The sequence below is a fragment of the Sphingobium sp. AntQ-1 genome (assembly GCF_028538045.1).
Lineage (GTDB): Bacteria > Pseudomonadota > Alphaproteobacteria > Sphingomonadales > Sphingomonadaceae > Sphingobium > Sphingobium cupriresistens.
On sequence record NZ_CP117158.1, the window covers coordinates 2,681,647 to 2,694,551 of the forward strand.

A 12,905-nucleotide genomic window follows, 5' to 3' on the forward strand; every position below is an offset into this window, starting at 1 on the left:
TCGCGCCAGAGGATGGGGACATGGAGCGCGTCGCCGGACGGACCATCCGTCAGATCGCCTGCGAATGCTGGCTGTGGACCTCTCTACCATCGCTCAGCATGATGCCGGGACCGGCATTCAGCGCGTGGTGCGATCCCTGTGGGAACAGTTGCGGCAGGCGACTCTGCCCGGCTTCGAACTCGTAGCGGTCGCCGCGACGGTGAAGGGGGGCTATCGTCGCGCAGATTTGTCGGATGGGGGCATCGCCCTGCCGGACCCGAAGCAACCGCTGGTCGAGCTGCAATCGGGCGATATCTTTCTGGGGCTGGATCTGGCGGCGCATCGGCTGTGGCGACACCGACGACAGGTAGCGCGGTGGCAGCGGCATGGCGCAAGCATTGCCATGGTCATATATGATATATTGCCGCTGCGCCGCCCCGACTGGTTTCCGCCGAGCACAGCCCGCCATTTCGGTCGCTGGATCAGGATCATCGAACGGCATTGCGACACGGCGCTTTGCATATCGCAGTCGGTTTCGGTCGATCTGGATGATGTGCTGCGCACGCGCCGGAGCAAGCGGCGGCCTGTGATCCGTCATGCCCTATTGCCGCTGAGCGGAGATATCGGTGCAAGCCGTCCCAGTCGCGGAATGGATGCGGACGGTCATGCGTTGCTCATGCGGATGCGGCGGCGCCCGACGATCCTGATGGTCGCGACGGTCGAGCCGCGCAAGGCCCATGCGCCGCTGCTGGACGCCTTTGATCGGTTGCAGGGGCGACTGGGCGAGCAGGCACCCGACCTGGTGATGGTCGGAAGACCGGGTTGGCGGACGGAAGATGTCCAGCGGCGCATGACCGATCATGCCCGGACATGCGCTGGCTTCCATTGGCTGCGTGACGTATCGGACGAGTTCCTGACGGCTCTCTATGATAATGCGGCACTGGTGGTGGTGCCGTCGCTGGGCGAAGGCTATGGCCTGCCGATCGTGGAAGCGTTGCGCCATGGACGCAGGGTGCTGGCCCGCGATCTGCCCGTCTTTCGCGAACTGCAGCAATCAGGGCTGGACTATTTTCCCTCCGATGCCCCTGATGCCCTTGCCGACGCCATCATCGCATCGATGAATGCGCCGCAGCCACCCTCCATAAACTATGCTGGAGGATGGGATGAGAGCCTGGCCAGACTTTTGAAGGCGCTGGCGATCGCCCAGGCGCCAGCCGTAAACGATCGGCCCTTAGCTTCAGACATCAGCCCTGGGCTTTGATCGCTGCGATCATGACCCGCAAATTATGCCGCCAATGCGGCGCCGGGCCGCCGATCGCGGCGAAGGTTGCGCTCTTGTCCAGCACCGAATAGCTGGGGCGTTGGGCCGGTGTAGGATAGTCGCTGGTCGCTATCGGAATGATGACGGCCTGGTGCGTCAGCAGCCCGGCCGTGAGCGCTTCTTCCTGAATCGCGACCGCAAAATCGTACCAGCTGGCCGCGCCGCTGTCGGTATAATGATGCATACCCTTGGCGTCGGCGGCGAGCAGCCGCCATATCGCATCGGCCAGAGCCGGAGCATAGGTCGGCGTACCGATCTGGTCGGCGACTACCCGCACTTCGGGCCGCTCCCCCATCAATCGCAACATGGTGCGCACGAAATTGCCGCCTTCGGGGGCGTAGACCCAGGCGGTGCGCACGATCAGCGCATCCGGGCCAGCCGCTTGCTCGCCCGCCAGCTTCGAGCGACCATAAGCGCCCATCGGGTTGGTCGCAGCATTGACAGGATAGGGCGTGCCCGATGCGCCATCGAACACGAAGTCGGTGGAAACATGAACGAACCGCGCGCCTTGGCGCCGTGCCGCCGCCGCCAGATGGCCGGCGCCCGCACCGTTGATGGCGAAGGCGCGCTCTTCTTCCTGCTCTGCACGATCGACGGCGGTATAAGCCGCCGCGTTGACGACGATGTCGGGGCAATGGTCCGCAATTTGTTGCGTGACAGCCTCGGCGTCACTGATGTCCAGATCGGCCGAACCCAGGCATATCAATTCCGCGCCGACCGGGGCCGTGGCTTGAAGGCTGCGGCCCAACTGGCCATTGCAGCCGGTGATGACGATCTTCACGCGAACGCCTCTATCTCTGCCAGCGTCTTGGCCTGTTGATCCTTGCCGGATAGCTGCGGTTCCAGTCCTTCCAACGGCCATTCGATGCCGATCGCGGGATCGTTCCAGAGCAGGCTATGGTCCGAAGCAGGCTCGTAGAGCGCCGTGCATTTATAGAGGAAGTCGGTGCCGTCCTCCAGGCTCACAAAACCATGGGCGAAGCCTTCGGGCACCCAGAACATCCGTTTATTGGCTGCGGACAGTTCGACGCCGACCCATTGGCCGAAATGCGGGCTGGAACGACGGATATCGACCGCAACATCCCACACGCGACCCGCCGCCACGCGCACCAGCTTGCCCTGCGGATTGGGATTTTGAAAATGCAGGCCGCGCAACACGCCACGAGCCGAGCGGCTGTGATTGTCCTGCACGAAATTGAGGTCGAGTCCCGCTTCGCGGAAGGCGGATGCGTTCCAGCTTTCCATGAAGAAGCCGCGATCGTCACCGAAGACGCGCGGTTCGATGATCAGCGGGCCGGGAATGGCGGTTTCTATGATTCTCACGCAATGGCTCCCTTGCCCGTGAGCAGGCCCATCAGATAATTGCCATAACCGCTCTTGAGCAGCGGCGTGGCGACCTTTTCGAGCTGGGCATCATCGATGAAGCCCTGGCGCCAGGCGATTTCTTCCGGGCAGCAGATTTTGAGGCCCTGCCGATCTTCGGTTACGCGCACATAGAGCGCCGCGTCCAGCAGCGAGCCATGCGTGCCGGTATCGAGCCATGCATAGCCACGCCCCATGATCTCGACCGACAGTGATCCTTCCTCCAGATAGAGGCGGTTGAGGTCGGTGATCTCCAGTTCGCCGCGCGGCGAAGGGGCAAGGTCGCGGGCGAAATCGACGGCGCGGCCATCGTAGAAATAGAGGCCGGTGACAGCATAGTTGGATTTGGGCGCGACCGGCTTTTCCTCGATCGTCTCCGCCCGCCCATCGGAGCCGAAGGACACCACGCCATAGGCGGTCGGATCGCTGACATAATAGCCAAAGACGGTGGCGCCCGTTTCACGCGCGCTGGCGTTGGATAGCAACTCCACCAAGCCATGACCGTAAAAGATATTGTCGCCCAGGACCAGGGTCGAGGGATTGGACCCGACAAAATCGGCGCCAATATGATAGGCCTGCGCCAGTCCGGCCGGTTCGGGTTGCACCGCATAGGAAAGGGACAGGCCCATTTCCTCGCCGCTTCCCAGCAGGGCCTGGAATGCTGCAGCGTCATGCGGGGTCGTGATGATAAGAATTTCCCGAATCCCCGACAACATAAGTGTCGACAACGGGTAATAGATCATCGGCTTGTCATAGACCGGCATCAATTGCTTGGAGACGCCTTTAGTCAACGGATAGAGTCGGGTGCCTGAGCCGCCGGCCAATATTATTCCTTTGCGCACGATATTCTCCGATTGACGCCGTGCCGGCAGATTAGGGCAGGGTAGGGTGGAAAGCAAGAATCGTGGACGGCAGTAACCTTATTCCAAACCGCCCGCAATTGGCGAAGTCTATGTTGCTTCCTTTCCGCGCGGCGAATTGTCGGCGTCCGATGGCGCGATTTCCAGCAGCATCAGTCGCGTCGGGCTGGGATGGGTTCGGCGCGGGCGGTCGCGATGCGGCGGGAAGGTCGGCCAGGCCAGCAGGAAATGCCGGTCCGGCAGCGCCAAGGGGACGTGGCTCCATTCCATGCCCTCGGGCAGGTCATGTTGCGCCAGCAGGTCATGTACAGCGTCCTGAGGCTGCTCGACCTCGTCCAGGCGAGCCAAGGTCCTGCCGTCCAGCCGTAGCAAGCTTTTGCGACCCAAGCGCGAGACGGGGGCGACGAGCCGCGATCCCTTCTGATAGGGCGGCGCCAGGGTGATTTCGAAATCCAATGTCCCTGGACCCCCGAAATCCCAGCGATAGCCTGACCACTCGCTGGCTTGCGCAATTTCCCAGCGTCTTCGTTGGTAACGGGCCAGGAAAATCTGGGTCTGCCCGTTGGCGTCATATTTGTGGTAGGTGATGACGGGGCGGTGGAGATGGTCGAAGCCGATCAGCGTATTATTGTTGATTATGCCTCCACCTTGCGGAACGGGGTCCACGATCGGCGCATCGGCACAGGCGATCGGCAGGGTGAGCGGTTTCCCATTGGCCCGCTGCCAATGCACCAAGTCGCGACTCATCGCGTGGCAGAGGCTGTGATTGGTTTCCGCCATCCGCGTTTCGCGCCAGACCCAGACGAGATGGAACCAGCCATCCTCGCTCAGCACGGGACCTACCGGATAGGCGTTCCGTTCGCCGCCGCCGTCCAGGATCGGCGCGCCGGTCAGATTGCGCCAATTGCGTTCGCTGTCGTCGTAGCAATAATAGAGCGTATTGCCATTGCCGCTGCGACCGTCGCGAAACTTGAACACCAGGTCGCCGCCGGGCAGATGCAGAAATTCAGGATAGGTGACGCGACTTTCCTGTTCCGGCTCGACCAGAAACGGCGCTCGCGTCATCGTATCGATCTGGCCGGGTTGCGCCATGATGTGATAGTTGAGAGGCGAGACGTGCATGTTTGCGGCCATGTGGAGCCGACCATGCCCGTCTAGCGCCAACGCGATATATTTATGGCTGTCCCAGCCGACTTTCGATGGAAAGCTTCGAAACGACCAGTCACCGCCCGCCAGCAAGCGGCTTGCCAGCGTCAACATACGGTCGGCGTCATAATAGCCGATGTAGAGGCGCTCTTCATCGGCCGCCATGGCGAAATCCACAGGATGGCCTGACCAGACGCGATCGACGATTTGAGGCGGCGGGATCATGAACAAGTCTCACTGTGCGCCGGGATTCCCCGCCTCATGCCTATATCGACATGGCGCGGGGAAATCGGTGCGGCCTATGCGGCTGAGGCGGCCTTGGGCTGCAGGACGGCGAAAGACGCATCCTTGACGACCTTACCTTCCACCCTGACGCCTTGCCAGCCGGACAGCAGCGTTTTAGCTTGGGCGATCGGGGCGACAATCATTCCGTCCTTGTTCAGCTTCGACGCCAGTCGCTTGGAGAAGGCCGCTTGGTCCTGACCCACCAGATCGACAAGATTGTTGGTTGGCTCGATCACGATCATGTCGAAATGTTTGTTGGCGATCCCGCCCATCTCGCGATCCATCAAGACGTGCCACGGCCCGCGGCCAAAGCCGCCGGACAGATAGGAAATCTCCTTGTTGGCGAACAGGGAGGATGTGCCCCAAGGCGTCGGGCAGAGATGCAGCGTCTGCAGTTCGCGCGTGACCCCGGCCTTGCGCAGCAATTCCACCGCCTGGCCAATCACGGAATTGAGGGGGGCGGCCGATGCGGCGCTGGCGCCGTCCGCATCATAGCATAGCGAACTGCGCAGCGAATGAGTCGTCGTCGCCCAATCCCATATTTGGGCGGCGCGCGCGTCGAAGCTGTAACTGGCGCCGATCCGCTGCCACAATTCATGCGCACGACCGAGTACGGAGGGATAATCGAGCAAATATTCTTCGATCGCGGCGCCGAAACTGTCCATATCGGACGCATAGAGGATGCCGTCGCCACACACCGATCTCAGTTCGGCAAACTCGTCAGTCAGGATCGGGGTTCCGCAGGCCAGGCAATCAAAGATGCGGTTGTTGATATAGCCGAAATGGGCCATGTCGCTCCAATGGTCGTTGAGCGTCAGGCGGGTTCGGCGATAAAATTCGGGCAGCGCGTCATTGTCGATATATTGCGATCGGACGAGATGACCCAGTCCCAGATTGCCCCAGTGACGGCCGACGACATGGACCGGCGTGCCGGCCCCCACCGCCCAACTGAGCACTTCGCGACGCACGCCGCGGCTGTTGGCGACGAAGGACACGTCGCGGCGCAGACTATCCTTGCCGTCGGCGAAGAACACGCTGGTGTCGGTGCATTGCCGCGCAACATCGACGGTCAGGCCAGGCAGGGCGCGGATCGCCTTATAATGGGTTTCCGACGCGACATAGACCATGTCGAACTTGGAAATTTCGTCATATTTGATCGTGCCGGGATGGCTGATGATCCAGATGAGCGACAATTTGGAGGGGGGCGGCGTGTAGCTGCGCTTTCCGCGCAGCATGATGACCATGTCTTCGCCGTCATCGGCGTCCCAGTTCGGCCAGAAATGCTGTACGACCGTAGCGCCCAGCTTTTCCAGGGACTTGGCGAGGGCCAGGCCGAAATGATAATCACCCCATTTTTCCAGGTTGGGACCGATAGGCGCCGGATTCTTGATTGCGATCTTCATGGCCTTATTTCCCCGCGAGCGTGCGGCGGCGATATTCGGCGAAGAATTCGGCAAAGCGTTCCGACACCGGATAAACCTTATTCTGTTCCAGCTTCGACACGCCTAGCGCAAAGGCCGGGAATACGGCCGGGTAGGAAAATTCGCGCTCGAAGAATTTGCGTGCCCGTTGCTGGCGCTTGGCCGTTTCTTCCGGCTGGTCAAAGACGCGGCGGATGGTCGCCACCAGCTTTTTCTGGTTGCCGAACGGCACGTTGAGCATCAGCCCTCGCGTCGCCAGGTCCGCCAGGTCGCTGGTGGGGGACGCGATGATCGTGGGTCCCATCGCCAGCGCGTCGGACATCTTGTATGGGCTCTGATACTGGCCCGCGGGCACATTGGGATCGAGCCACAGCACGATCAGGTCCGACGCCAGGTTGATGGCGGCCATCCGTTCGGGCGGCTGGGGCGGCAGCACGGTGATATTGTCGCGATGCTCCTTGCTCAGCTTCATCAGGTCGGGCGTGTCGCGGCTGCCAACCACCAGCAGCTTGTATCGCTGATCGCCCAGCGCATTGAGCAGATCGACCAGTTCGAAGATGCCCTTATGCTTGCGTACAAGGCCGCCGAACAGGATGATCCGATCGTCGGGCTTGAAACCCAATTCCTTGCGGATCGCATCGCGATCCATGTCCTCGGGGCGGTAGAGCGAATCATCCTTGATATTGCGCATGTACAGGCAGCGCCGGTCATAATGCAGGTTCAGGTTGATATTGTGCGTGAACACCGTCGGGATTTCGGCCACCAGCGGGTCGAGGATTTCCGACCAGATGAGTTCATAGGGTATCTTGGCCTTGTCGGCCGCGTTGAACAGGTCGGTCAATTGCTTCTGCGCATGGGCGTCGGTGGCCTTGGCGTTATTGACCACCGTCTCCAGGTCGTTGCATTCCAGCATCACGGGCTTGCCCGTGTGATAATTGGCCATCAAACCGAGGCCGAAGGATGTCAGCCGCGGCTTGACCGCATAGATGACGTCGCCGGTGATCGCTTCCATGCCCTTGGCGAAATTGCCGAAGAAGTCGGGAAAATTGCCGCCTTCGAAATATTTGCATTCGAATGGGGGCTTCTTGTCCGCCAGCGGCTGGAAGATTTCCTCGTCGAAAAAGCGATAGGAGATCATTTCGACCTCCACATGCTTGCTCAGCGCTTCGGCCACGCAATAGGCCTTGGCGAAATGGTTGCGGCTCATGTCCCACGACACGACCGACACTTTCTTCACCCAGGACGGCAGCTTGGCGGGCAGGCCGTTCTTGTAATAGCCCTCGATCTTGTCCGCGATGATCTTGGGGGACTTGGTGTCCTCCTTCTGCATCTTGGTTATCTGCTGGGCGTTGGCGATGCGTTGATAAAGGTTCAGCACCTGCGGCACCACGCGCGGTTCACGCAGCCAGCAATAGCGCGCGATCATGTCATAGTCCTGGCGACGCGCGAGTCGCTCGTCGAACCCGCCCAGCACATCGTAGAGCTGGCGGCGATGCATGAAGCTGTTAAGATCGACGAAAGGCAGGACGACCTGATCCTCCAAATGAAAGCCCTTGATCTCGGCTTTCTTGATACGGATCGTGTCTTCGCCGATGTCGATGTCGAAATAGCCGGCATAGGCCGACATATTGCCGGGCCAGTTGGCCAGTTCCTCCAGCATGATCTCCAGATAGCGGGGATGCCAGACATTGTCCGAATCAAGATAGGCGATGATCTCGCCCCGCGCGAGTTTGAGGCTGCTGTTGCGCGCTGCGGCTGCACCTTTTTGTTCCTGATGTCGGGTCAGGACGATGCGGGGGTCCTTGAACGACTTGATCACAGCGACGGTGTCGTCCTTGCTGCAGTCGTCGCAGATGATGAGTTCGAAATTCTTATAGCTTTGCGCCAGGGCCGATTGGATTGCGTCGTCGATCAGATCCTCGCGATTATGGGCGGGCATGATGATCGACACCAGCGGCCCGACCTTGGGCAGCTGTCCTTCGCGCGCCTGGTCGATCCGGGACAGCGTGGTCGTGATCTGCACGAAACAATCGAGCCGTGTCGTGCCGCGCGCCGCCAGCCGCAACCGTTCATAATAAGGCGTTTCGGTGTAGAGATTGCAGAATTTGTTGAGCGCACCGATCGCGCCATTGAAGATCAAACTTTCCGACACGGAGCGCTGGGTGGTGTTGAACGCTGCCGATTTCGCGTCGATCTTGGGAATCAAGGCGGATTTACCCTTGCCCGGAACGAAGGGCTTCGCGGGAGCAGCGGGCGTTTTCGCGTCTGTATGTGCCGGCTTGGCCGTTTTGGCGCTGGCCGGCTTGACGTCTGCTGCATTTTTCGGCGCTTCTACGGCGGTCTTGAGGGGTTCAGGAGCGGGCTTCGCCGGCAGGGCAGGCTTGGCCTCAGCCGCTGGGAGCGCTTCTACGGCGGTCTTGAGGGGTTCAGGAGCGGGCTTCGCCGACAGGGCAGGCTTGGCCTCAACCGCTGGGGGCGCTTTGGCCGCAGCCTTGGCTTCGGGCGCGGGCTTGGTTTCTGGAGCAGGCGTTGCCTGGGGTGCGGGCTGTGCCGGAGGCGTTTCGACCTTCTGCTCGGCGGGGCGGGGAGGTGGAGGGGACGCAGCATCTGTGGACTGGAAAGTGAAGGCGGGCGCCAGCCGCCGCTGACCGCCATTCAGCCATAGTTCGACCTTGTGCGATCCACCTTTCAGAAATTGTCCGGGAATGGCGATGCGGAAGCCGCACAGGCCGTTATTCACCCCGGCGCGCTCTAGGTCGGCACGATAATTATTGGCCGCGGCGAAGGCAACGAACTCACCGTCGATCATCGCCATCACTTCAGAGGGATGATTGGCGGGATCGAATACCCATCCAACCAGATTATTTTGCTGAACGCCGTCGAAATTGCCGTAGATAGTCGTGCTCATTCTTCCCCGCCCTTATATGCAACCACCTGTTGCCCACGCTTCATGTCATAATGATGTCGCGCAAGCGTGATGGCCCGCGCGCCGATGCGACCCAAATGCCCTCGCCCCAATTTGTCGGCCTTTTCTTGCTTATGTTGCAGCGCGGCGCAATAGCAGATGGTGTCAGCCCAACGCTAGACTCTGTCGTTTCGGCACCGGATTGAAACAGGTGAGGTGCCGTGATGATGCCAATTCAGTCTGGCAGGACGAGATAGATGGGGGAGGCGGGCGGTTTGCACGCCATCGGAGCTTTGGCGTCGCAGGCAGGCGCGCGGTCGCGATTCGAATCCTGCGCGAAATATTGCACGACCCCCGTCGTCGGCTTTCCGCTCGCCGCATCGATCACGGCGACCTTGCGCAACGTCGGCCGCAACAGGCCGCGCGGCAGGGGCAGGGCCGCCGCGATGCGCGTCGGCCGATCGACGCCGTCGGCGGCCTGGCGCATTGGGCCTGACGGCGGGGCAAAGCGCAAGATTTGGGCTTTCGATTTCGGGAATGTGACCGTCACCGTACCCTTGCCTGGATCGAGATTGGCGATGCTGGTCACATCCGCACGCTGCCTGGTTCCGCGGCCCTGCACCGCCACCCTGGTCTTGCCGCTGGCCAGCCGTTTGATGCTCCAACCTCGCGCCGACGGGCGCGCCACATAGACGGCATTGGCGCCCGCTTCGTCATATTTGGTATAGGCGATCACCGGCTGTCCGCGACCATCAAGAGACAATGACGCGCTGGTGCCCAGTCCGTGATCGACGCCGACATCATCCACGCTGCCGCCATTGTCCGGCGTGATCGGGCCGCGCACCACCTTGCCGGAGGCCTGTCGCCAGGTCTGAAAGTCGGTGGTGGACACGTAACTGACGCGGAAGTTGGTCGCCGTATCGGGGGTGCGGCGCCACACGATGGCGACATGGAAGCGGCCGTTCGCGTCCTGAACCGGATTGGTTGGATAGGCGCTTACCGGTCCATCCCGGTCGCGCGCAGCGAACAGCGCGCCGCCACTAAGTCTCGACCAACGGCCATTCTGCAACCGGTTGGCGACCCAGGCGCCGTTGCCGCTGCCGCCCGAACGGTAAAGGAACATCAATTGACCGTCAGCATTCTTCTGAAAGCGGGGATAGGTAACGCGCGCTTCGTCGCGTCCGATCATCGGCGCCAACGCGATACCCTGGGCTGAATCGGGGCGTGGAGCGCGCGCATAGACAAGCGGCGACGCATGCATGTTGCCGGCGACGTGCAGATATCCCTGCGGATCGAAAGCCATGAAGATGCCATTATGGCTATCCCAGCCGCCAAAGCGCGATGCGATGCGATTGACGCATATTTTCCGCTGCGCTGGCGCATATTCGGCGATGGCCAACTGTCGGGCGGCATCGAAATAGGCGAAATAATATTTGCCGTTGCGCCTTAGCGCCGGATAGCGGACTCGGACCCCGGACCAGGCTTCGCCAATGCGCACTATGTGCAGGCCTGCGCGCGCAGGTTCCGATGCTGCGACGCGGCATGTTTGCGCGCGGTCCTGCGGCGCGCCCGTGGCGGCTAGGCTGAAGGGGGCTGCGCTTATGAACGACGCGAGGGCGAGGGGGAGTGACGCTATCATGCGGGACATAACTATCTGGACCTTCACCTTGTTTCGGCATGGACGCTGTTGGACGGGATGGTGACGGCCTCCCTTGCGGACCATCACGACATCCTTGCGCCTGCTTTCAAAGCCATGTCGATGATTCTTCGCTGGAAAGCAGGTTGTGACCGTGCCACATGGGGGCTGAATTGTAGATCGGTCGCATGGCGGCCATGTGAAATGGAAGATGAAGATGTCGGATCAGGAGGCGGGCAATTTCTTTTTCGACGCTGTCGCCCGCAAGAAGGACAAGCCTGCATCGATCGCCGTGATCGGTAATTCGCCGCGCTTGGGGCAGGACCGCAACGGCGAACGGATCGACGCGCATGATGTGATCATCCGCGTCAATGACGGTCGTACCACCGGTTTCGAGGAATTTGGCGGATCGCGTACCGACATCCGTTTCGTCGGCGTGCCGCTCAAGGAGCGTTATTGGGATTTCTTCCGGGAATTGGACGAGCCGTCAACCATCATAACCCGCGTCGAAAACGAGCCAGTCCTCAAAAATTTGGGCTATGCGGGTGAACCGGTCTATTATCCCAACCGGGATGTGCATACCCATGCGGCGCTGCCCATTCTCTCGCGCTATGTCGAGACGGGCGCCTATCCTAAAAAGCCGCCGCGGTCGGGCATCGTGATCCTGTCTTTCCTTTCGCCCTTCTTCGAAAAGGGCGTTCCCATTTCCCTGTTCGGTTTTGAGATTGAGCCGCGCAAAGGCGGTGAGGAGCATTATTACAAGGATGGCCGCGATTTCGGCCGGGCGTTGCAGCATTGGGATGATGCGCACTGTCCGATGGAAGTGGAGTTTGCCGTTCTTGGCCGGCTGCGTGACAAAGGGTATATCCGCTTCTTCTAGACCGGTCGATCAAACGATCTTATTTGTTGGTTTTGTACGATTTCCCGGTCATCATATGGCCGAATCTGATTGGAAACCGTTCTGATAAATGAAAAAGGGTGCCAAGTGGGCGACGTAGAAATAAAGAACGGGGTTATCATAGGGAAGAAGGGCGAACTGTTCTTGGCTGATGGCCAGCATCGCCCGATGGACTTCATCACCGGCAAGGTCGATGTCGCGGAAACTTCGATCATGAACTTCCAGGCGAACCTCGTAGCGCGTGCGGAACATGCCGCGAGCTGCGGCGCGCGCCATGTTCATCTCGTCGCGCCGGACAAGCATACGGTGCTCAACGAGTCCTTCCCGATCGAAAATCCGGTGATATTGGGTGATATCTATCGGCAGCGCGTGCGCGCGCCCTTCCTGTTTCCCACAGAAAAACTGCGCGCGCTTGAGGGTGGCGGCTACGGGTTTGCTGATACGCACTGGACCTGGAGCGGCCGGTTGGCGGCGGTCGAGGAGATCGTGCTGGGCTTTGGTTTGGACGAAGCGATGGTGCGCGAGCAGATCGCCGCACTCGCCAAGCTGATCCGACCGCGCGCGGAACAGATCGCAGGCGATCTCGGCAAGCGGTTCAAGCCGCCTGTCATGCAACCTAATGAGACGCTGGCGGCGAACTGGAAAGTCCACAAATTCGATAATCATGTGACCAGCGGCAATGACGGCCGCATCAACCTGTTGATCAGCGAGCATCCCAACGCGCAGGGACGCATCGTCATTTTTGGCGATTCCTTCATCGCCCAGGCGCTCTCGCTGTTCACCGTCTTCTTCAAGGACGTCCTGTTCTGCCGGACGCAATATTATCACCGCGAGATCATGGTGGGCGCGCGGCCCAACTATGTCCTCACGGAAAATGTCGAGCGTTATCTGAGCAATGTCCGTCCTGACGAGGAAGCGCCGCCGCTGCTGCTGATGGCGATGTTGCGCGGCAATCCGGTCCATTATGAAAAGAGCGACCTGGACGCCTTTTCCGCGGTCCTGTCGGGTCATGGAACGCGCTATAAAGGGCTGGTGGAAAAGCTGAAAGCCGCATAATGGATAGGATGCCGCCGCTGTGTCGGTGGTGCTGGC

Annotated in this window: 10 protein-coding genes; 3 read left to right on the plus strand and 7 right to left on the minus strand. The window is 60.7% G+C overall.

Features of this window, described 5'->3' with window-relative positions; all coding sequences use genetic code 11:
* Nucleotides 1-64: 64 nt before the first annotated feature.
* Nucleotides 65-1,240, plus strand: coding sequence for a glycosyltransferase family 4 protein (locus tag sphantq_RS13430; RefSeq protein WP_272798723.1), 1,176 nt, complete (start codon nucleotides 65-67; stop codon nucleotides 1,238-1,240).
* Here sphantq_RS13430 and rfbD read toward each other — a convergent pair.
* The 7 genes from rfbD to sphantq_RS13465 form a co-directional block, all read right to left on the minus strand.
* Nucleotides 1,224-2,081 (minus strand): dTDP-4-dehydrorhamnose reductase, encoded by an 858-nt coding sequence (gene rfbD, locus sphantq_RS13435; protein ID WP_066600374.1) that lies wholly within the window; start codon nucleotides 2,079-2,081, stop codon nucleotides 1,224-1,226. The genes sphantq_RS13430 and rfbD overlap by 17 nt on opposite strands.
* On the minus strand, nucleotides 2,078-2,623 hold the full coding sequence (gene rfbC / locus sphantq_RS13440; protein ID WP_066600378.1) for a dTDP-4-dehydrorhamnose 3,5-epimerase: 546 nt from the start codon (nucleotides 2,621-2,623) through the stop codon (nucleotides 2,078-2,080). Before rfbC ends, rfbD begins: the two co-directional genes overlap by 4 nt.
* Nucleotides 2,620-3,504 (minus strand): glucose-1-phosphate thymidylyltransferase RfbA, encoded by an 885-nt coding sequence (rfbA, locus tag sphantq_RS13445; RefSeq protein WP_272798724.1) that lies wholly within the window; start codon nucleotides 3,502-3,504, stop codon nucleotides 2,620-2,622. Before rfbA ends, rfbC begins: the two co-directional genes overlap by 4 nt.
* A 108-nt stretch (nucleotides 3,505-3,612) precedes the next feature.
* Entirely contained in the window at nucleotides 3,613-4,893 is a 1,281-nt protein-coding gene (locus sphantq_RS13450) for a BNR repeat-containing protein (RefSeq protein ID WP_272798725.1), read from the minus strand.
* Between the two features lie 74 nt (nucleotides 4,894-4,967).
* Entirely contained in the window at nucleotides 4,968-6,356 is a 1,389-nt protein-coding gene (locus sphantq_RS13455; protein ID WP_066600386.1) for a glycosyltransferase family protein, read from the minus strand.
* Between the two features lie 4 nt (nucleotides 6,357-6,360).
* Complete coding sequence (locus sphantq_RS13460) at nucleotides 6,361-9,282, minus strand: glycosyltransferase (RefSeq protein WP_272798726.1); 2,922 nt, start codon at nucleotides 9,280-9,282, stop codon at nucleotides 6,361-6,363.
* Nucleotides 9,283-9,514: 232 nt separating this feature from the next.
* Entirely contained in the window at nucleotides 9,515-10,777 is a 1,263-nt protein-coding gene (locus tag sphantq_RS13465) for a BNR repeat-containing protein (RefSeq protein ID WP_272798727.1), read from the minus strand.
* Nucleotides 10,778-11,132: 355 nt separating this feature from the next.
* On the opposite strand from sphantq_RS13465, the gene sphantq_RS13470 reads away from it, so the two are divergent.
* Complete coding sequence (locus tag sphantq_RS13470; protein WP_272798728.1) at nucleotides 11,133-11,795, plus strand: glycosyltransferase family 29 protein; 663 nt, start codon at nucleotides 11,133-11,135, stop codon at nucleotides 11,793-11,795.
* A gap of 162 nt (nucleotides 11,796-11,957) precedes the next feature.
* Nucleotides 11,958-12,869, plus strand: coding sequence for a hypothetical protein (locus tag sphantq_RS13475; protein ID WP_148648313.1), 912 nt, complete (start codon nucleotides 11,958-11,960; stop codon nucleotides 12,867-12,869).
* Nucleotides 12,870-12,905: the final 36 nt, after the last annotated feature.

What these genes read in the sequence shown, in the direction of transcription:
- sphantq_RS13460 (WP_272798726.1), bottom strand. Translation starts at nt 9,282, where the DNA reads ATGAGCACGACTATCTACGGCAATTTCGACGGCGTTCAGCAAAATAAT.
- sphantq_RS13430 (WP_272798723.1), top strand. Translation starts at nt 65, where the DNA reads ATGCTGGCTGTGGACCTCTCTACCATCGCTCAGCATGATGCCGGGACC.
- sphantq_RS13470 (WP_272798728.1), top strand. Translation starts at nt 11,133, where the DNA reads ATGTCGGATCAGGAGGCGGGCAATTTCTTTTTCGACGCTGTCGCCCGC.
- sphantq_RS13455 (WP_066600386.1), bottom strand. Translation starts at nt 6,356, where the DNA reads ATGAAGATCGCAATCAAGAATCCGGCGCCTATCGGTCCCAACCTGGAA.
- sphantq_RS13450 (WP_272798725.1), bottom strand. Translation starts at nt 4,893, where the DNA reads ATGATCCCGCCGCCTCAAATCGTCGATCGCGTCTGGTCAGGCCATCCT.